This is a genomic window from Kroppenstedtia sanguinis, assembly GCF_050433445.1.
In the GTDB taxonomy this organism is placed as follows: Bacteria; Bacillota; Bacilli; order Thermoactinomycetales; family DSM-45169; genus Kroppenstedtia; species Kroppenstedtia sanguinis.
In genome coordinates, this window is the sequence record NZ_JBNPXF010000009.1 from 107,932 (window position 1) to 128,585 (window position 20,654).

The 20,654-nt window shown below is 50.0% G+C and carries 18 protein-coding genes and 1 pseudogene; 6 read left to right on the forward strand and 13 right to left on the reverse strand.

All coding sequences use genetic code 11. The annotated features are described in order from the left end of the window. Window positions 1-11 precede the first annotated feature (11 nt). Window positions 12-1,331 carry a dicarboxylate/amino acid:cation symporter gene (locus JOD24_RS07640; protein WP_429246687.1) on the forward strand — a complete coding sequence of 440 codons (1,320 nt, stop codon included), beginning with the start codon at window positions 12-14 and terminating at the stop codon, window positions 1,329-1,331. A 170-nt stretch (window positions 1,332-1,501) separates the two neighbouring features. Beyond that, the gene (locus JOD24_RS07645) at window positions 1,502-2,752 is read left to right on the forward strand and encodes a helix-turn-helix domain-containing protein (RefSeq protein ID WP_380167650.1); all 1,251 of its coding nucleotides are present in this window, start codon (window positions 1,502-1,504) and stop codon (window positions 2,750-2,752) included. Between the two features lie 543 nt (window positions 2,753-3,295). On the opposite strand, the gene JOD24_RS07650 is transcribed toward JOD24_RS07645, so the two are convergent. Continuing rightward, window positions 3,296-3,811, reverse strand: a complete 516-nt coding sequence (locus tag JOD24_RS07650) for a hypothetical protein (protein WP_429246688.1) — start codon at window positions 3,809-3,811, stop codon at window positions 3,296-3,298. Between the two features lie 257 nt (window positions 3,812-4,068). Between JOD24_RS07650 and JOD24_RS07655 the strand changes: the two genes are divergently transcribed. The 3 genes from JOD24_RS07655 to JOD24_RS07665 all read left to right on the forward strand — a co-directional run bounded on the left by JOD24_RS07655 (window position 4,069) and on the right by JOD24_RS07665 (window position 6,513). Further along, a complete protein-coding gene (locus JOD24_RS07655; RefSeq protein ID WP_380167646.1) occupies window positions 4,069-4,194 on the forward strand; it encodes a hypothetical protein in 126 nt (41 codons plus the stop codon). A 1,141-nt stretch (window positions 4,195-5,335) separates the two neighbouring features. Further along, window positions 5,336-5,647: a DUF4244 domain-containing protein gene (locus tag JOD24_RS07660; RefSeq protein WP_429246689.1), complete on the forward strand. Its 312-nt coding sequence runs from the start codon at window positions 5,336-5,338 to the stop codon at window positions 5,645-5,647. Then, a complete protein-coding gene (locus tag JOD24_RS07665; protein WP_429246697.1) occupies window positions 5,548-6,513 on the forward strand; it encodes a hypothetical protein in 966 nt (321 codons plus the stop codon). Before JOD24_RS07660 ends, JOD24_RS07665 begins: the two co-directional genes overlap by 100 nt. A gap of 283 nt (window positions 6,514-6,796) precedes the next feature. Here the strand turns inward: JOD24_RS07665 and JOD24_RS07670 are convergent, their stop codons facing one another. The 9 genes from JOD24_RS07670 to yhfZ form a co-directional block, all read right to left on the reverse strand. Further along, on the reverse strand, window positions 6,797-7,876 hold the full coding sequence (locus JOD24_RS07670; protein WP_380167535.1) for a tartrate dehydrogenase: 1,080 nt from the start codon (window positions 7,874-7,876) through the stop codon (window positions 6,797-6,799). 299 nt (window positions 7,877-8,175) lie between these two features. After that, complete coding sequence (locus JOD24_RS07675; RefSeq protein ID WP_429246690.1) at window positions 8,176-9,378, reverse strand: phosphopentomutase; 1,203 nt, start codon at window positions 9,376-9,378, stop codon at window positions 8,176-8,178. A gap of 15 nt (window positions 9,379-9,393) precedes the next feature. Continuing rightward, window positions 9,394-10,560 carry an alanine racemase gene (locus JOD24_RS07680; RefSeq protein WP_429246691.1) on the reverse strand — a complete coding sequence of 389 codons (1,167 nt, stop codon included), beginning with the start codon at window positions 10,558-10,560 and terminating at the stop codon, window positions 9,394-9,396. Between the two features lies 1 nt (window position 10,561). Then, window positions 10,562-11,671, reverse strand: coding sequence for an aminotransferase class V-fold PLP-dependent enzyme (locus JOD24_RS07685; RefSeq protein ID WP_380167541.1), 1,110 nt, complete (start codon window positions 11,669-11,671; stop codon window positions 10,562-10,564). Between the two features lie 168 nt (window positions 11,672-11,839). Then, complete coding sequence (locus tag JOD24_RS07690; RefSeq protein WP_429246692.1) at window positions 11,840-12,775, reverse strand: phosphotriesterase family protein; 936 nt, start codon at window positions 12,773-12,775, stop codon at window positions 11,840-11,842. A gap of 21 nt (window positions 12,776-12,796) precedes the next feature. Next, window positions 12,797-14,113: a YhfT family protein gene (locus JOD24_RS07695; protein WP_380167545.1), complete on the reverse strand. Its 1,317-nt coding sequence runs from the start codon at window positions 14,111-14,113 to the stop codon at window positions 12,797-12,799. Between the two features lie 21 nt (window positions 14,114-14,134). Next, window positions 14,135-14,503: a DUF2620 domain-containing protein gene (locus JOD24_RS07700; RefSeq protein ID WP_429246693.1), complete on the reverse strand. Its 369-nt coding sequence runs from the start codon at window positions 14,501-14,503 to the stop codon at window positions 14,135-14,137. A gap of 34 nt (window positions 14,504-14,537) precedes the next feature. Continuing rightward, window positions 14,538-14,915: a PRD domain-containing protein gene (locus JOD24_RS07705; RefSeq protein ID WP_429246694.1), complete on the reverse strand. Its 378-nt coding sequence runs from the start codon at window positions 14,913-14,915 to the stop codon at window positions 14,538-14,540. Window positions 14,916-14,929: 14 nt separating this feature from the next. Then, window positions 14,930-15,862: a GntR family transcriptional regulator YhfZ gene (gene yhfZ / locus JOD24_RS07710; RefSeq protein ID WP_380167551.1), complete on the reverse strand. Its 933-nt coding sequence runs from the start codon at window positions 15,860-15,862 to the stop codon at window positions 14,930-14,932. Between the two features lie 364 nt (window positions 15,863-16,226). Here yhfZ and JOD24_RS07715 point away from each other — a divergent pair, with 364 nt between their 5' ends. Beyond that, the gene (locus JOD24_RS07715) at window positions 16,227-17,438 is read left to right on the forward strand and encodes a CynX/NimT family MFS transporter (RefSeq protein ID WP_380167553.1); all 1,212 of its coding nucleotides are present in this window, start codon (window positions 16,227-16,229) and stop codon (window positions 17,436-17,438) included. Between the two features lie 346 nt (window positions 17,439-17,784). Here JOD24_RS07715 and JOD24_RS07720 read toward each other — a convergent pair whose 3' ends face one another. From JOD24_RS07720 to JOD24_RS07730, 3 genes and pseudogenes are all read right to left on the reverse strand, one after another. Next, entirely contained in the window at window positions 17,785-19,122 is a 1,338-nt protein-coding gene (locus JOD24_RS07720; RefSeq protein ID WP_380167555.1) for a helix-turn-helix domain-containing protein, read from the reverse strand. 296 nt (window positions 19,123-19,418) lie between these two features. Next, the gene (locus JOD24_RS07725) at window positions 19,419-20,210 is read right to left on the reverse strand and encodes a hypothetical protein (RefSeq protein WP_429246695.1); all 792 of its coding nucleotides are present in this window, start codon (window positions 20,208-20,210) and stop codon (window positions 19,419-19,421) included. A 112-nt stretch (window positions 20,211-20,322) separates the two neighbouring features. Beyond that, window positions 20,323-20,654 (reverse strand): annotated as a pseudogene (locus JOD24_RS07730) (hypothetical protein); the annotation flags it as partial.

Genomic DNA, 20,654 nt, shown 5'->3' on the forward strand with positions numbered 1-20,654 from the left:
GGTTGACCCATTTGTATACAAGTCTAGCGGTATCCGCCGTCGTGATCCTGTTTCTCGTCTGGTTGAAACGAAAAAAAGTGAGCTTTGGCCTCCGTGTGTTGGTCGCCATGCTGTTGGGGGTAGCTGTCGGAGCCCTCTTGGGTAAGGATGCCGAAATCGTCGGTTTCCTCGGGGATGCATTTATCCATTTGATCAAGATGCTGGTCCTGCCACTGGTGGTGACTGCCATCATCACCAGCATCACCACTATCAAGGATCCTACCCAATTGCGAAAGCTCGGGGTGAAAACGATTGGACTGTTTCTGGCGACTGCGGTCATCGCCAGCCTTATCGGAATTCTCGTCGGCAATGCCTTCAACGTGGGAGCCGGCATGGATTTCAATGTGAAGGATCCTGGTGAAGCTCGGGAGATCCCTCCAGTCAGCCAAGTCTTTTTGGACATGATCCCGGATAATCCCGTCGCCAATGCAGCTGACGGCAAGATTCTACCAGTGATTTTTTTCGCCATGCTGATCGGAGTCGCGATCACCATTGAGTCCCGACGCGACCCGGACTCTGTCGAGCCGGTGAAACGCTTGGTCGAATCCTTTTCCCGGGTGATTTTCCGGGTGACCAAGATCGTTCTGAAGCTGACTCCCTACGGGGTTTATGGCTTGCTCGCTCAAGTGGCTGCCACCCATGGCCTCTCTACCCTGCTGCCCCTGATGGAGGTCGTGATCGCCGTTTACCTCGCCTGCCTGATCCATATGGTCGTCACTTACGGCAGTCTGGTCACTTTTGTGGCCAAAGTCAACCCGATTCGCTTTCTGAAAAAGATCTGGCCCGTGATCGTAGTCGCCTTCTCAACTCGGAGTAGCTACGGAACTCTCCCGGTCACCCTGAAGACACTGACCAACCGAGTGAAGGTCTCTGAGAAGATTACCAGCTTTGTCGCCCCCTTGGGCGCCACTATGAACATGGATGCCTGCGGTGGTCTCTATCCTGCCATCGTCGCGATCTTCGTGGCCAACGTCTTCCAAATCGACCTGGGCCTCACCGACTACCTGATCCTGATCACCACCGCCACCCTGGCCTCCATCGGCACCGCTGGCGTCCCTGGCACTGCTTCCATCATGACTACGGTCGTCCTGACCAGCATGGGCCTGCCTGTAGAAGGGTTGGCGATGGTCCTTGGCATCGACGCCATCCTGGACATGGCCCGCACCGCCGTCAACGTCACCGGCGACACGGTTACCGCCATCGTCGTCGCCAACTCTGAGGATGAATTCGACCGCGATGCCTTTAACAGCGATCAAGCAGACGGCCTCGAACTTAACTCAGTATCAGTATAAAGAAACCTTGACTCTGACCTCCCCTTGATGGGAGGTCCTTTTTAGGTTGGAATCGAAGAATTGAACTCTTCGATTGGAAGCAATAGTTTTGTATTTCAAAATCATACAAAAGAGGGTAAAATGAGAGCAACACTAGTAACGGGAAGGGAGTGTGCAACAGGATAAAAGGGATGGGGATCAGCGAAATCGGTGAAATCATCCGAAAGGTACGGAAACAAAAAGGCAAGCGACTGGAAGATCTGGCGGATAAAAATATTTCCACAGCAACCATCAGCAATATTGAACGAGGTGTCTCTCACGTTCGCCAAGATAAAATGTATTATCTACTGGACAAGTTGAATATCCCCCTGGAAAAAATCCCTGAATTGGTACTGGGCGAAAAAGAGGAACTAAGCCATTTAAAGTTTGAATTGGATGCGATTGAATCTCTCAAACGGATGGGACAATGGACTGAAGCATCGCAGGCTTTAAACCGACTGGATCTATCCGATGATCATCCCTACGCTCCGGAATATTATTGGTTAAAAGGAACCATCCACCTATTCCAAAAGAAGTACACCAAAGCCGAACGGTCCCTGATTGATGCAATTCGATTATCCAAACAAAGCAGTTACGCCGTCAATGCTAACATCGAAGCTTACTGTTTTAACGACCTCAGTCTGTGTAGCTACTTTCAGAACAATCTGGATCAGGCACTCCAATACACCAAAAGCGGACTCGCTGCAGTCAACCCCGAGGGTGAACGGGAATTTGTAAAATACATTTTGCTACGGAACCAGGCCACCTACTTGGAACGATTGGGGAGAGTGGTGGAAGCCCTGCGGATCGTCGAAGATATATGGGAGGAACTACCCCAAGTCCAAAAGACTGAAACAGTACTAGGATTTTATTGGCTGAAAAGTGAACTACTGCGAAAAAGCGGTGCCCTGAAGGATGCCATCCCTGTCGCCCGAGAAGGGCTAAAACTGGCCAGCCTCAATCGTCATTTTTCCATGACCTACGATCATTGGGTTGTATTGGGTAGTATCTATATGGACCAAAAAGATTGGGAAAAAGCAGAAACCTCATTAAACATTGCCCTGAAAATCGCCAAAAATCATGTGAATGACAGCCGGGTGATTCGCGGGTACATACAACTGGGACTCCTGAACATACAGAAAAAACAGTGGCAAGCCGCTAAAGAAGCCTTACAAACAGCCATCATCAAAGGAGAGAAGCTCCAAAGCACAGCCTATCTGACAGATGCGTTCCTTACCATGGGCAGCCTGTACTCGGCTCAGGAACAGCTAGAAGAAGCGGTCAGCTATTTTCACAAGGCTGCAGAGTTATCCGAAAAACATGACTACAAGGACAAAAAGGTTCAAGCTTGGTACCATTTGGCCATGTGCTTAAAAGATCGAATTCCATTGGAACTATCATAAAGGCCAGCTGTTGATTAACTAAAAAAAGGGCGGCGGAAGGGTGTCGTGTGCTGCCAAAGCGAGACCTGGGAGCGGAAGCGACTCTGGCGAGACTTGTGCCCTGTGGGTGCAAAGCGACCTTTGCACCACGGGCACTACAATCCAAAGGAGCTGAAGCTCTAGATTAAGGTAGCACCACGGGCACTACAATCCAAAGGAGCTGAAGCTCTAGATTAAGGTAGCACCACGGGCACTACAATCCAAAGGAGCTGAAGCTCTAGATTAAAGTAGCACCACGGGCACTACAATCCAAAGGAACTGAAGCTCTAGATGAAAGTAGTCACCCTGCCCAGTGGAGAAGTCTTACGAGAGGCGTTTAGGGGCAACATTCTTCCCTATGTTGCTTCCGTAAGGCTTTGCCCCTGCCTAATGGTCAGATTAGGCGTGGCCATTTTCGCTTCCTTGCTGGATCGCAACGGTCGCGTGGGTGAACACGATCTCCCCACCCTAAATATGGCTAATCAACTCAAATCAAACCGGGACAGTCTGAGCGACTGTCCCGGTTTATGCTTTTCCCATGCCTTTGGTGATCTCCATAAAAGAGGGGATATCATAGTGTTCTGGGTTTCGATCATCCTGTTTCACCAACGGTTTGAGGTAGGGTTCTTTTCTCCCCTGCCCTTCCTGCTCCCAGTACTGTTGTAGCCGATCCTGGGCCTGGTTGAACAGGATGCGCAGATCCGTCCGGTACGAAGCAAAGGAGGGATCCACCTCTTCCATCTGACCCATATATTCCTTGCACTGGCTCAAAAACTGGTGCAGATCCCGAGCCATCTCTCCTGCATCTTGGCGAGCTTCCACAGCCGAGCCCGTCGCCCCCGAATTGGATCCCCCACCTGGCGGGGATATCTTCCGCTGCAGATGCTGGATATTCCGTTGCACTTCATGAGTCTTCATCCCGATATTACGGATTTCATACCCAAATCCCGGCAATTCCGACTGCAACGTTTCCAACTCCTGCACCAACCCCTCCAGATACTTCTCCATCCGTTGAAACCGCTTCTCCACAGTCTCCGCCAATTCCCTTCCCTCCCTCATGAATAAAACAGGCGACAACCTCCAAGTCATCGCCTGTATCCCCCAAATCATTCTATAACGGTAGAAACTTCTTATATGAGTATAAACTGATACCGGAACCGGAAGCAACGTTTACAACAGGTTCTCTGTGTCTGGAAACCCATCCTCTAGCAAAACCGTTAAAAGTCTGCCATCCTTGTATAGAAATCTGTTTGATTTCCTATTATAGAAACAAAAGCAGTTTAAAAAGGAGAATCATCATGAATTACAAACAGATCACCGTTGCCGGCGGCGGTGTTTTGGGTAGTCAGATTGCAATTGGCGAAGGATTCTATACCTATCCTAACCCCTCCTTCCTGGACCCTGACTTTCTAAAAAGCAACTGACGGGTGTGGATACAAAACCCCTCCGGATCCACAGATGTGTGTGATTCCGGAGAGGTTGTTTTGTCTACTCCACTCTTTTCCCTTTCCAAGCAGCAGATTCCCTTTTCCAATTGGAGAATCCGACTTATCTTATGAGCCAAATCCAAAAACAGATTATACCTCCCCTGATCCGCAAGTTCCTGAAACCAGGCGTGTTGATTAGCTATATTTTGGATGGGGAGATCGTGTTCACCCACGCGACCGTTGCCATCCGGCAAGGAAGTGAAAACTGGCCGCTCCAAATCTTCCGATCGGGCAGGGGCAAAGCCTTACGGAAGCAACACAGGGAAGAATGTTGCCCCTAAACGCCCTCTCGTAAGACTTCTCCGCTGGGTAGGATGGCAACCCTTAATCTAGAGCTTCAGCTCCTTTGGATTGTAGTGCCTGTGGCACAAAGGTCGCTTTGGCAGCACACGACTCCCTTCCGCCGCCCATTTTCTGGTTAATCAACAGCCCTGTCCTGAAACCTCTTTTCCAACTGCCATGTAGAATGGTGAATCAGTGCTTGTAGATAATCACTGGGACTTAGCGGGTGAAACATTTGTTGCGGGGGATAGCTTTGTCCCGAGACAAACTGTTCTTTGTAGATGCCTTTCCCTGAAGTCAAGTTTATACCTTTTGTTGGACTAATAAGAGTACATCTACTTTTCCTCAAGATGTTGATTATCCAGGAAATGGGTGGCGGGAAACAAAATTGACCTTTCGCTCTTCCCATTACCCCCATCGTAAATGTTGCTTAAGGGGACGGGGAGGGTAGGACGGCTCCGATCTCTTGCAAAGAACGCATAGCGAGACCCGGGAGCGGAAAGCGACCCTGGCGAGACTTGTGCCCTATGGGTGCAAAGGCTCTCCACCGTCCCACCCCCGACCTTATTTCCTTCCTAAAATAGGGCGAATCAACACGCCTGGTGTCATGTGACTCATTGATACTACCGTTTAAGGTCAGAGTCTCCTTTGGTGACTACACTAACTCCATAAAACTTCCACAATCCAGCTATCACTGGATTTTTTCTTTTTACAACCAAAGACCTATTGTTTAGAAAAGTCAAGATAATCTATCATCCAATTAACCAACAATCTTCCAAAATAGGAGGCGGGTTGATTGGATCTTTTACGTTGGCTCTTTCGGGGAATCCGATCCAAAAGAGGTTCCCCCACTGTTGAATATGTGTTTGTGATGGTAGCCGCTACGATGTTGGCGGGAATTGTGGTTGGCATTGTGAAAAGTGAGCCCGTGCAGGCATCCTTACGACAAGTCATTTTCCCTTCCTTTATGATGAAAACGGAGAACCTTCCTGTAAGGCCGGGAAATACATGGCCAAAGAAGACCCTAAGCCCGAAAAGCCCGATCCTCCCGAAGATGAGTTCAGCCCTATTCCATTACATACGAAGCCCGAATCCACGCCTCCAGTAAAGCCAGAAAAAAGCGATCCTTCTTGGTATGAATGTGCGCTCAGTTGGGATTGTATCAAGAAAAAAGGGGGAGAGTTACTTTCTGGCCCTAGTGAAGAAAAGAAAAAGCAGTTGCGTGAAGAACGTATAAAAAGGCTTTTCGAGGAAGCACGTAAACATTGTGGAAGCGATTCGGAATGCATTGCAAACTATGTCGGGAAGCGGATTGGGTATGATCAGATGGGAACCCTTCCCCAACTAAAAGGTTTGATAGGCTTTTCCAAGCTGATGGGTGCCATCACCGGGGTGGATCCGTTTTATGAGTGGGTCAGTTTTGGAATGGATCATCCCGAATTTACTATCGGTTTAGCTGCAACCATCATTGCTCTCTTCGTCTCCCCTCCCCTTGGGGGAACGATGTTGGTCAGCGGAGCCATTTCCGGCGGAGTGTCGTGGCTTCAGGGAAACGACTCAGACACCATTCTGCGGGATATGGGGATTGGTGGATTCGCAGGAGTCTTCGGTTATGGGGTGTTCGCCGGGGTAACCCGATATGCAGGAGCCAAATTAGCCCAATCCACACTAAATCCTTTCCTGCAAAAGTGGTTGCCTAAGATCATCGGTGGTGGCAGTGGTGGGGTGGCGGATCAGTCTACCTTTGACTGGTTGAGAGACCGGAAATTGGATTGGAGAAGTGCCACCCTTGCGGGCATGATCGGCCTGCTCATCCCCTATGCCGGGGCGATCATCGACGGTACCCCTGCTTTGGGCAAATCATTTCAACAAATGATCCCCGGTGTCTCCGGCGACGGTACACAGGCGATGCCCTGGGTGAAGAAAAACGGGCAGGAAGCGGCGGATCAATATATGGAGCTGTTGTTGAAATAAATAAAGATCAGAACACAGAGCAGGATCCATACCCACATCCGGTTTCTAGTACGGTTCAGAAGTAGCCGCCCGGTTCTTCTTCGACATGTTTTACTCACCTGACCTCATCCATATTTGGAGCCAAAGACGGAAAGGATCCTGTGGTTGAACCCTTCCCACGATTCAGATCCTTGGCGGTAACCCCCTCCAGAATTCTTCAAAAAAGTTGGCGTCTGCGAAACACAGACGCCAACCCGCAACTTTATTGTTTGCTTAATTTATTTACGGTATCGATCCGATGGGATCAGCCCAACTTTTCCTTCAGTTTGTCGCACACCGCATCTCCCATTTCTTCCGTCCGTGCGCCTCCGCCGAGATCTGGCGTCACTTGTTGACCCTCTTCCAAAACGTCTTGGAGCGCATCCAGGATCGCTGCTGCCGCAGCAGTCTCCCCGAGATGCTCCAACATCATGGAAGCACACCAAATGGCGGCTACGGGATTGGCGATGCCTTTGCCGGCAATGTCTGGAGCTGAACCGTGAACAGGCTCAAACATGGACGGATATTTTTTCTCCGGGTGGATGTTGGCCGATGGAGCGATGCCCATTCCACCCACCAGAGCCGCCCCCAAATCGGTCAAGATATCTCCGAATAAGTTGGAGGCCACCACCACATCAAAGGTATCCGGTTGAGTGACAAAAAAGGCAGACAGAGCGTCGATATGAACGAGCCGAGTGTCGACTTCAGGAAACTCCTGCTGAATCTTGTGCACATATTCGTCCCAGAAGGGCATCGTGTAGTTGATCCCGTTGGATTTAGTGGCTGCAGTCAGTCGCTTGCGCTTCCCCTGTTCTTGGACTATCTGGAAAGCATAGCGCAGCACCCGCTCCACACCGGTCCGGGTGAAGACGGTATTCTGGATGGCCATATCCTGCTCAGTCCCCTCGTACATGCGGCCACCCATGTTGGAATACTCCCCTTCGTTGTTCTCCCGGATCACCAGGAAGTCGAGATCCTCCGCACTGCGCCCAGCGAGAGGAGAGCGAATGCCACGGAGTAGCTTCACTGGCCGAAGATTGATGTACTGCTGAAAAGTACGGCGAATCGGTAACAGCAGCCCCCACAGGGAAACATGATCCGGCACGCCAGGATAGCCGACAGCCCCCAGGTAAATGGTATCAAAGCTTTGCAGGATCTCCAGCCCGTCTTCCGGCATCATTTTCCCATGCCGGAGATAGTACTCACAGCTCCAGTCAAACTCTCGATAGTTAAAAGCTAAGGAGCCGTCGAGGTCTGCGATCGTATCCAACACTTTGGTTCCTTCTCGGATCACATCCACCCCGATTCCGTCCCCTGGAATCAATGCGATCGAATAGGGTCTCATGGTTTTCTCCCTCCTGTCCGTCTATGTAACCATCCAAACATACATCCCCAGATCAGTCCCCCCTAATGTACATCACGATTTCATTCCTACCTGCAAATAAAGGGCTATTCGCAGTGATGGTTAACAAGATTTGCGGCAGAGATTCTTTCCTCCCACAGTTGTGTTGCCCCCGTCCCGGCTTTGCCCCTGCCCAATCGGAAGCTTCGGAGCGACCCTTCTCCACTTCCTTCGGGATGGCATCAGTGGGGTATCACACAAGCTTCCCCCCCACAACACAGCTAATCCACGCGCCTGAAGATTCATCCCTCTTGATAAAATCCCGTTCCGTTTTCCGGTGGGGGAACGCGAAAGAACTGAGATAGGGTGGCAGCGATATCGGACAGGGTGGACCGATGACCCAGGAAGGTGGCAGGCGACTTGGGTTGGTACGCCAGAATAAACGTTTTTTCCCGAGTGTGTTGACTGTGACCGGCGGTAGGATCATTGCCGTGATCGGCGCTGATCAGAAGCAAATCCTCTTCTCCCATTTGCTCCAGAAGAAGACCCAAATGTCGGTCCACCTCCATGATTTTTCCAGCATAGCGGTTAACATCCTCTGCATGACCTGCCAAGTCGGTTTCCTGAACCGTGGCGGCGATCAGTCCCCGCTGAAGTTGGCTGAAGCCATTTCTCACACCGCGCATCACTTGATCCGTTTCCACACCGGGAAGAGTTTCTGCCCCTTCACATTCGATCACATCCTGCATTTTCCCGATCAGGTGTACAGGCCAGCCCCCTCGAACTAGGATAGTGGGGAGCTGTTTCTCCGGATCGACACCATAGCCGAGGTGGCGGGCTTGATAATTTTTCCTGTACACACCTGATTTCGGGGAGTTGAGACCGATCAGGCCGTCCTCCCGCCGTTCGACGCTCTTTCGAAGATTTTCAGGGGAGATCCCTTCTCCCCCCAAGGCGATCACACGATTCACCTGCACTTCTCCCCGGACGACTTCCCCAATTTTGAGCACCTCTGAGAAGGGAATCTCGTCCAAGGCGGCGGAAACGTTGTAAATCTGTCCATAGTCCGTTTCGATATTGTCCCCGATGACCACTCCAGGTTGCACCCACAGGTAGGGGAGTTCCGGGTTCGGGACCTCCACCTCGTAGCCACTCTCTTCCAATCTCTTTTGTACACGAGGGAGAACATTTACAAAGGGTTCCCGCACCGGTTTTCGAGGTCGGGTTCCCATGATTTCCTGGTGACCCGCATAGCTGTCCGCCCCCTCATGTTGTAAGTTCAGGGTACCCCAGCTAGCCAAGGGAGGTTGTTTCTGGAGGCGAGGGTGGTTCAGCAGTTGGTTGATCCCCAATTTCTCCAGATTGGGGATCTCGATCTGTTCCGCCTGATCCAGGATATGGCGAAAGGTATTGGCCCCTACGTCACGGGGGCGCACCTTAGGCACATCATCCATCGCTCCGACTCCCAAGCTGTCCAATATTAGTAAGATCGCCCGTTTTTTCATCTCATCGACCTCCTCTCAACAAAGTGACTCTCCCAGGTGATTATAGATCCCCTGGATCTGGGGTTTTTCTGCTTGTAACCCCGATACCACAGCGACTTCGCTGCGGGTGACAAAAATCTGGGTCCGAAAAGCGAACAAGACGGTTTCCCCCACTTCCACCGGCATCTCTCCCACACGGAGTCCGATGGTATAATCGATGACTTCCGGTGACAATTCCAGTATGGGAACTTTCCGGTTCATCATCTCGTCCAAGTTGCGCCCGATCAGGGCCTGTCTCATCCGGGAGCGACGGTAGTGACCCCCGCCGTAGGCATAAGCGATGTCCCCCTCTCGGTGGGAAACCTCGCTGATATAGACGATGGCAGGTTGCTCCGGTTGACCAGGGTGCTCGTGTAAGGGAGTGGTCCCCGTCAGAGCGTGCCCCGGTTCCCCATGGGTCGCTCCCATGGATTTTAGTAACGAAAGACTGGCACAAGCGGTGGCACTGGGAGCGTTCATTTGATCCAGTGGGCGATCCAATGCCTCTTCCAGAGTGCGCGCGGCACGGACCAGGGTTTGAAAATTGGGCGTGGGGGCGATCTCTTTTCCGTCATAAAGCAGACAGGGAAAGGCAGTGACCCCGGCGATCCGCACCCCAGGCATCCCTTCGATTTCTCGGGCCGCCGAGATCCACTCTTCTTCCCGAAACCCTCCCCATTGCCCTTCATAGACGAGATCCCCCTCCCCTGTCACCTTCAACAACAGATCTTGCTGATAGTGGCGAGCACGAGCCACCTTAGATATTTCCCGCGCTTTGGCCAAGGAGAAAACCGTGATCACTTCCGGCTGGTAATCGAGTATCGCTTCCACCATGGACGAGGGAATCTGCACTAAATGTCCCACATGTCCCAGTGGAATCCCGGCTCGTGCCAGATGGAGCGCTTCCCAAGGATCGACTGCAACCGCACTGGGAATGGAGTCGGCAACGGCTTGTGCCACCTTTGGATTGCGCCCCACCTGTTTAGTCATCATATAAAGCTTGATTCCATGGTTTCGAGCAGTTTCAGCCAGTTTGGCCGCATTTTCGCTGATGGTATCCAGATCGAGAACGTAGGTATTGGGACGAATGATTCCCTTTTGGTGGAGATCAACCGCATACTCCGCCAATCGGGGGTTTTGGGAGAGAGTGGTGGACAGAAACATATCAAGCCCGCTCCCCAGTCACATCGGCGACTGCCTTCCGCAGAATTTCTAGGGTCAGCTTCGCTCCTGCTCGCATAGGATTGAGGCGAATACCTGTTTGCGCCAGTTCCGGGCGGCTTGCCAAAAAGGTGCCCGACGGGCGGTAGATCATGGGAAGCACCTCGTATCGGGACTCGGCACCTACAGGATAGATCGCAGCGCCATATTTTTCGCTGGCGGCGATGACCTGGGGGGCGATGGGTTTCTCCAGTTCCAGAATGACATTTTTCGATTGGGAATAGGTGATATACGCTTTGGATACCAACGGGACTTCCCCCCTGTTCAATCCCTGGCATAAATAATCCACCTGCTCCGTCTGAACCGCAATGGCCACTGGGGCCATAACCAGGGAGCGGAGCAGCTCCATTGCTTCAAACCCCTGAACCTGTCCGCCACCGGAATAATTACGTTTCTTGAGAATGTCGATGGGCTTTTTCTCCCCCACGACGATCCCGATCCCGGGAGGACCCAACAGTTTGAATCCAGAAAAACAGGAAAAGGAAGCTCCCAGTTCAACCCCAATTTTGCGCAATTTCAAGGCGGTATAATTATCATCCACCACGATGGGCAGATCGGGACGAGAATGGCGGAGCAATTGGATCACAGAATCCAGTTGGTAGGTATCTTCCGGGTGTTGTCGGGAATGTTGCACGTAAAATACTTTACAATCCCTCTGTTCGTTCAGAGCGTGCCTCAATGCCTCGGTATCGTTGTAATCCACAGCCTGGGGAAGCAACCCCATCATCCGAACCGTTTCCTTGGTTGTGGAGTACATCGGGCTGGTGTGTACCATCATGGAGTCTCCCGGTTCGGTCAAGACCGCCAATATCGAGCGAATGGCGCCTGTGCCGGCCCCTCTCACCAGAGCACAGGCTTGAGTGCCGAAAAATCGAGCCAAAACCTCCTCCACTTTCTCCGTTTGTAAAGGCCTGCCCTTACCAGGTACCACCCCCAGGTCTCCAAGGTTTAAAAATTCATTACCGCGGAATATCGCAGCAATCGCTTCCGTCAGTCGGAATTGCATATTCTTTGCTTCATCTAGCGTCATTGTGTCCAAATTTGCGGATCCCATGTTACGCCTCCTCAGAAACTAAACAGCACTAGGGCTGTCGATTCACCAGAAAACAGGAACACAACTCCCTTCTCCCCATTTTCTAGTTAATTAACCAACCGCTCAGCTTTTACTGCAACATTCCCATGCCGCCTACTAACATAGAGCCGATTCCGGCAAACAATTGACTCAGTGGGCTTGTTTATTCACATCAAATGACAGAAAGCGTCGAGGGTTGTCCACCATGATCGTATCGATTTCTCTTTGGTGAACGCCCCTTTCCTTCAACTGGGGCAGGAAACGGGTAAACAAGTGTTCATAACCGAAGCCCCCATTCACCTTCAGGTAGGACTTTTTCGTAATATCTGTGGATAGCATGATCTGTTTTTCGTAGCCTTTATCCAGGATCCACAACAAGTCATCCAACCGCTCTTCATCAGGTCGGTAAGCGTTTTTTCCGATGGTGTCAAACTGGATGTAGACGCCTGCTCGGAGCAGAGCTTCATATTCTTGGCGGTCTCCGTTCAGATCCTGATGACCGATAGAGACTTTGGAAAGATCCAGATCCCCCTGGGAAAAGAGGGTCAGCTGTTCAGAACCCATGGTGCCCAGTTCACAATGGGTACTCAGAGGAGCGCCGGTTTTTCTCTGCGCCTGGATCGCAGCTTGGAACACTTTGTATTCATCCGGTGTGATCTCATGCAGACTGCTACCAATTTCGGAGATGATCCCAGCGCGAATGCCGGTGTCCTCCACTTCCACCGTCAGTTCTTTTACAAACCTTTCGGTCAGCTCTTCTGTGGTTTTTTGAAAAACCTCTTCTGTGTAATAAGACTGCTTATAATAACCGGTGGCAGCCACGATCGGAATCCCGTGTCGCTGGGAAAGTGTAGCCAGGGACTGGACATCCCTGCCCATTCCCCGGTTGGTCACTTCCACGATTCCGCCGCAACCCGCCGCGCGGAGATTTTGCAACTCCCGGTTCAGTGGGTCGGAGTCCGCCAGTATGGCATCCGTGTCATTCCGGATCCGGGAGAGATCCAATACGACGTGTTCATGAATCAGGGTGGGCCCCATTGTCTGCGGAGAAATATCTCCAGTAACCGTTCGGATGGCGTGAGACATCGTGTCATTCCTCCCCATAGATCAGCCGGTAGCCGGCGTAAACAGTTGCAAAACGTAGAGCAGATTTAAGATCAATCCAGTCAAAATAGCGGCTAGAGGAGAGGCGGCCAGCCGGATCACCGGTCGACCCACTGCCTCATTCAAAGCATAGAGGGCAACGAAGATGCTGAACCCGGTGAATTCTCCCATCTTGAGCACAGCCAGCACCGACCCCAGCAGCAAGGCGATTTCCATCACATTGGAGATCGCCGTGCGGATGCTGTCCGAAGCTTCCCGCAAGGAAGGAAATCGTTCCAAGACCTTTCCGAGCCGAGACAGGAGCAAAACCTCCAAAGAGATGATCAGGGCGCCTCCGATGGCGGCCACGACCGCATTGGGCGCGAGATAGGCCATAGGGAAAATAAAGGTGAGTCCGACCACACCGTATACCCCTGTAGTCAGTGCAGTCGTTACGATCAGTGGCACAAACCCGATCCCGCGCAGGAAATCCGCCAGTGCCGCCTGCTGGATCAATGACTGGGTCTGAGCTGGATCCGTAGCGTTGTAGGCTTCTTTCAAAGTAAAGATCGAAACTTCAGAACCTGCAAAGTAGCCCAGGTTGGCAATGACAGCGATCAAGGCGCCGGTGACGGCAAAGAAGGGAAGACCCTTGCGGATCCGTTGGGTCCGTTCTTCAAACAGGGATTCACCTTCAGGAATAGAGGAGGTCTCCCCCCGGTCTTTCATCAAGGCGAATATCACCAGCAAAAGGGTTCCGACGAACAGCTGACCGGCTTCCGGAAGGAGTTGAAAGTCTTTGGGCAGGATCCAGCCCAGCTCCACCAGTTGTCGTACCAGCAGAACCAGAGCCGCGGAGAAAGTCGCCTTTTTCCAACCGAATTGGTAAGCAATGGCCAAGACCGGGAAGAGGGCGAATCCTGCCAGCACAGGCGAGCTCAGTTCTCCCAAGGCCCCGAGAAAGTCGATGGGAAAGAACCCGAAGGCGGATTGCACAGCCGTCAATCCCGAAACGACTGCCACACCCCAAGCGCCTCCGAACAGCGCGGCCATCCAAGCGCGAGTGGCCAACACGCCTAGGATATCCGTGGGCAAAAATAACAACCAGGGATTGAGCAATTTGGTAGACAAAGTGAAGGTGATTCCTACAGAAGCGATAAAACCCACACTCAATCCAAAGGAGATGGAAGCCAGTTCGGGACGTTTCATTCTCCCCTCGATAAATTCAGGCATGATGGGACGAATTCCATCGTGAAAAACCGCCCGCCCGTAGTAAGAGAGAAGAGCCGTACTGGCCGTCAACAAGGCTACCAAAATCAGTTTCAACAGGGAGAATTCCATGAGAGAGGTTCCTCCTCCAGATTATTTATCCGAATGCTCCAGCAGACTTCGAACTAGAATAGGGACTGTACTCTCGATGGCTTCCACAGACATGCCAAAGGCGATTTTTCCTTCCTGCACCCGCTTTTCGATCTCTTGAGGATCCGGTCGACCACCGGCTTTGGCGATGGTAGCGCATCGGTTATAACCCAGGAGGCCGATGGCCACGGAAAGGGCTGCACCCCCGCCACTGTTACAGGCGCCCACATAGTAATCTGCCTGTCCCGCCTTCACTTTTTTGGCCCCTTCGAAATCAGAGGTAATTACCGCTTCAACACGATCCCCTCCAGTTTCCTCCACCTGCTTTTTGATCAGATCCTTTTGTAAACCACCGATCACTATGCGAATCACGAAGCATCCCTCCATTTTGTATGGAAACCTGACATCAATCCACTTCGGGTTGTTTGCGTAAGAGTGATAAGTACAAAGTGACAAAGCCGGTTTCTGCGGAAGGTATTTCTGCCCCTGAATCCCGAATACATCGACGTAGGAGCTTTTCCGCTTCTCGCTGTAATTCAGGGTGGTCTCTGACCACCTCACGGACTTGCTCATTACCTTCGATGATGGGCTCCCCCTTGGAAATCCGTTCAGCAGCGACGGCCAAATGGTTTGTGAAGGGTCCAATGCTTTCGCTGGCGGGATCTAAGTCTCCCTGCCTTTCCAATCGGCTCAGGGATTCCCACACTTTTTGGTGAGTATCGGGTTCAATTTGCTTGCTGTTGACGAGTAAATCCAAGCGTTCTTTCACTTCTTCAGGTAGCATGCCGCTCCTCCCCCTCAATAATGTGGGATTCTGTGACCCTGCAATACTTCCTCCTGAATCTGGTTTATCTTTTGTATAGAAAGCGCATCCAATACTTCCGCCACTTCTTTACCCTGCTTCCGGACCAGCAAGGTAGCTTCTGAGAGGGAACGACTCATATTTTGGGCATGTTCTTTTTGAAATTGGCCTTTTCCCCACCGAGATCCATCTGCTGTTTCATCCAGATTCCAGATGGCCACATCAATTTGCCCGCTTTCCAACTGATTAAACAGTTGCATATAGTTGACCTCCACCCAGTGAACATCCAATCCCTCGCATTCCGCATAGGTGAGGTCCCGCTGGTCTGGAGAGGAAGGATCGATGCCGATCCGCATCCCCGGTTCGATTTGTGTTTGGGTCTGATCTGCAAATAATACGCCATGACGTCCCACATAGGTTTTCTCACCCAGGAGTTTGTATAGGGAAAGGTCGTCATACTGACGGCAGGCTTGTTCCGCGGCCCACCGGGAAACGATGGCAAAATCGATCCGTCGGGAGCGCAGGGCATCAATCCGACTATCCGCGCCACGCATGTAAGCGATGGTAAAAGGTAGCTTCATCTCTTCAAAACTCTGTACCAATCCCGTAGCCAACCCTTCATATCTCCGGGAGTAGGGAAGGGGCATCGCTGCCACCAATGCACCCCGATCGGCGATCTTCCAGAGCAGGGACTGATCTTTGTCCACCAGGAAAGTTCCCAGATGGCCTCTGGATTCCAAACGTACCGCCGACATTTCCTCCAAAAGTCTGAGCCCGCCTTGAATGGTTCCTCGGGCTGCGTTGAAAGCCCTTACAAAATCATCGACACGGGGTAGCTTCTCCCCCTTTTTCAAAGGGAGCAACTGGACAGCAATCTGTTGTGCCACTCTTCCGTTTTTCGTATAGATCCGTTCGATCCATGTGTCCATAAGCAATTCTCCAATATACAGTATATTGTACTTTTATCTTTGCACGACATTCTCTACATGTCAATCGATCTGGGACGGTTTTTAAGAAAATTATTTTCGCAGTTGGTACGCCAGTTGACGAATCTTTATAACCTGTTAAAATAGCCTCTATTAATGAGAATGAATCTCAATATTATTAGATGGAGAATATGACGAAGGATCTCTTATGAAACTGAGATTATGGATCTCTTTACTGATTAGGGATCCAAAAAACCTTTCTCACCAGCGCTCTTGACTGTACAACCAGCAAACCCTTAGTCTAAAAGAATCAGTTCACACCATAAAGCAACGCAATCGTGTAGGCAGAAAGAGAGTTGTTCTTCATATGACGAATCATTCTTTAACTGCAACAGAAAATATATTCAGAGGGAAAACAGCCCTTTTTATTATCGGCATGATCTGGGTCGCCTTTAATCTACGTCCTGCCATCACTTCTGTCGGTCCACTAGTCGGCGATATCCGTCAGGATCTAGGCATTTCTAACGGAATGGCCGGATGGCTAACCACCCTTCCCGTACTCAGCTTTGCTATTTTCTCTTTGGTGGCACCAAAAATCGGAAACCGCCTGGGGAACGAAAAGACAGTGTTTCTGGGGTTACTCATTCTTACCTGTGGGATCGTGATCCGCTCCAGCGGTCCCATCATCGCTGTCTTTGCCGGAACGGCCCTGATCGGGGTCGGGGTGGCCATCAACAATGTGTTGTTGCCTGGCATCGTCAAACATCGCTTCCCTGAAAAAACAGGGATGATGACCAGCATTTATTCCACCTCCATGGGTCTGTTTGCCGCCATCGCTTCCGGGGTCAGCATTCCCCTGTCCCAAGGTTTACATCTAGGCTGGCGAAGGACATTGGTCCTATGGGGAATCATCGGGGTGATCGCCCTGATCCTATGGGCGACACAGCTCGGGAAAAAGAACCCTCCCGACCTCCCGTCATCAGATACGACCTCCACGCCCTTGTGGCGATCTCCACTCGCTTGGCAAGTCAGCTTTTTTATGGGGTTGCAGTCCTTTCTTTTTTACTGCATGATCGCTTGGCTTCCGGAAATCTTGAGCAGTCAAGGCATGAGCAGGTCCATGGCTGGCTGGATGTTGTTCGGAGTGCAGTTTATCGGACTTCCCGCCACATTCCTCGCACCGGTCTTAGCAGACCGTTTCTCCCATCAGAGAGGGATTGTAGGAGGGATCAGCATCCTGTACTTCGTAGGTTTGCTCGGCTTGTTTGCCAGTGGAAATCTCGCCATAGCCATCCTTTCTGTGATCTCCATCGGTTTGGGGCAGGGGGCGAGTATCAGCCTCTCTCTCACCATGTTGAGTCTACGCGCCAACCATGCAAAACAGGCTGCCGCTCTCTCCGGTATGGCCCAGTCCTTTGGTTATCTGCTGGCTGCCATCGGCCCCATTTTGACCGGTTTCCTTTATGACACTACACACTCCTGGACCCTGCCGATCCTCACCTTCCTTATCATCACCCTCCTCATGCTACTCGCCGGACTGGGTGCTGGCCGCAATGTGACGGTTTTCCACGAAAACTAACCACACAAAAAAACAGTCACCGCCACCTGATAAGGTGGAAACGGTGGCTGTTTTTTTGTGTGGTTCGAACCGTCAAGGAAAATAACCGGACTTTGAAGTTTAGGGAATGTGAGTTTGAAGAGGATTGACAGAAAAAATACTTTGAACCCATCTCATTGGAGATGGGTTTTATGTGGATCGAGAAAGAACAAAAAAACCGGGGTTTTCCCGGTTCCAGACCAACTATCCATCGGAGGGTATACTACGGTTAGATTCACTATGAATAACCATTCCTTTAGAATTGACTGCGTCAAATGGGGCGGAAAAGAAAGTGATCGCAAACAAGAATACAAAACTAAGAAGAAACCTACTCCAATTCTTCAATTTTAATGCCCTCCTTTTGATATAACTCCTTCTGTATTCTATACATATTTCTAAGTGTTGCCAGAAATTCCTCCTCGTCGTTATTTTCCAAACATTGAGTTAGTTCGAAGAGTGCAATGTATTCTTTATTTTTAAGTTGATATTTTCGAGCTAATTCTGCAGCCTGCTTGTAGTGTTTGATCGCCTCATGGTAATCTTTCAGTTGTTTGTGGTAATATCCCATAGTAATTAAAGCATACACAAGACGAAGAATATCATGTGACTCTTCTCCGATATGGATAGCCTTTTGAATGTAATCTCTGGCTTCTTCCCATCTTTCCTGTTGTAAATAAAGTATACCCAAACGAGTATAGGCTGTGGACACTATTTCCTTATTCGGAAACTTCTCTTCCATTTTCAAAGCTACTTCAAAACAAGATTCCGCTTCTGGCCAACGCTTCATTGCCATATATGTACTTCCGGTTACAATCCAGAGATCGAATTTGCGGGCATTTTCATGTGTCAAGCGTGCTTTTTCCAATCCTTCTTTGGCTATTTGCAATGCGGTATCATAATCTTTAATCCTTCGGAGTAGCTCGGCTCGTAACCAGTAGAAACCGAGGATGACCTCCACTTGCTCGATTTCAGGGATATATCCCCAGGAATCCTGAATCACCTTAAGGGCTTCAACTGGACGACCCATCTTCTCTAGAAACATAGCTTTGTTTTGTAGAAGTACATACTTGTATTGTCTCCGCTCTCCCTCATCGACAAATGCATCCAATCCACTGTTCGTGTAGGTGATCGCTTGTTCCAGATTATTTTGGTAATAACTGCATAAGGAAAGACCTGTGAAGCTGGCAGCTTCAATATTACTGCGACTGCTGTATGTTGTATGGATTTGATCCAAGCGAATCGCATCAAAAAATGCTCTTTCTGCTTGTCTCCACTTTTTCAGACTGTTAAAGCATTTGCCTTTGATCAGATAGGCGTAAGCTGCTAGAGGATGTTGGTCTTCAAGTTGCATTTGATTTAATTTTTCCAGTGCATGTTCAGAAAAGCCGTTGTCTCTGAGTGATTCAATGGTGAATAGGTTGAACTTATCTTGTTCCAATTCTTTCTTCTGATCTAGGATGAGCTCTGGAAGTTTGTCGATTGATATCCCCAGCTTGTCCAAGAGATAGTACATTTTCTCTTGTTTAACATGGGAAACCCCTCGTTCCAAATTACTGACTGTTGCTGTTGAAATATTTTCGTCTGAAATATCCTCCAATCTTAGTCCTCTTTCTTTTCTTACTCTCCTGATGATTTCGCCGACTTCAATCAAACCAAGTGGCTTCATTATTATTCCTCCCTTAGGCTAGGGCATTTTCCAAAATTATATAACAGATGATGATAAAAGAAAAGCGGTTACTTTATAGATTTTTTGTTTATCAAAAGTGGTTTTTATCCTTATTCGCACGGAACTTTAAGAAATTTAAATCCGTTGAAAGGTTGAACTGAATAATTCATGTCGATTTTGAACTTATTGTGTCGAACTTTTAAAAAATAGGATTTGGAGAGAAAACAGTTGTCTCATACTGAGTTTGACGAAAAAAGATGAGCAGGGTCTCTAATTAGTAGTTCATCCCCAAACAGCTAAGATCCTTTATCCTTATACAACGTCACCCCTTTTTCTCGACAAAACTGATCCACATCTTTCTCAAAGGTGCACAGAAATTCCCGAGTGTTTACCTTGCTTCGGGTTAGTTCCCGGTCATAGAAACGAACCCGGATCTTGCCATCCGTTATCTCCTGTACCGCATCCGCTCCCAGACGATCCTGCAAATAGTCCATCACCCACTCCAGTGGCACATGAGCTTTAAACTCCTCCACCAATCGGGTCACTTCGTCTTTGGTCTTCAGTGTATAAAGCGAATCCTCCACCCGTTCATACAGCGGACGGGGACGATACAGATAGGCAGGATGACCCATGAAGGCAGTTAAGCGATCCGACATCCACAATTCTTCTATGGCGGGCAGACTGGCTACATCAGTGAATACTTCCAACAGCTCCTGCGTTCTCCGTTCATTCAAGGCAGGATCATCCGTTTGAAAGTATTTCAGATCATCATATTCTTCGACTCTCAACATTTTCTTATATACATCCAGCCGATTCACATAGATTTCATCGGACACCATAGGATTGAAGAATGTAACATCATATATTTCATAGCGATTTCGATCACCCAAAACCTCATCCCTGATCTTTTCAATGGAACCGACATCTTTCAAACCCTCATCATAGCTAAATAAAGCTCCCCTTAGCCATTCCACCTGACCCCAGTGCTTCATGAGGATTTCCGTCACATCCAACCCGACCTGCATATAATCTTCCTTCAAATAGGAACCCCAAAAGGAATACATCAGCCATCTCTCGATTTCTTCCATAACTTTTACCCTCCCCAATCAATCCGGCGATATTTCACCGTGATACGGAGTTGCAATTCTCCAGAAAAAAAAGGACGAACAAGGATCAAAGTCCCCGTTCGTCCCCAAACAACTAAGATCCTTCCCCTTTATACAACGTCACCCCTTTTTCCTGACAAAACCGATCCACATCTTTCTCAAAGGTGCGCAGAAATTCCCGGGTGTTCACTTTGCTTTTGGTCAGCTCCCGGTCATAGAAGCGAACCAGGATTTTGCCATCCACCATCTCCTGTACCGCATCCGCTCCCAGACGATCCTGTAAATAATCGATCACCCACTCCAGTGGCACAAGGGCTTTAAACTCCTCCATCAACCGGGCCACCTCATCTTTGGTCTTCAGCGTATACAGGGTATGCTCCACCCGTTCATACAGCGGGCGGGGACGATACAGATAGGCGGGATGGC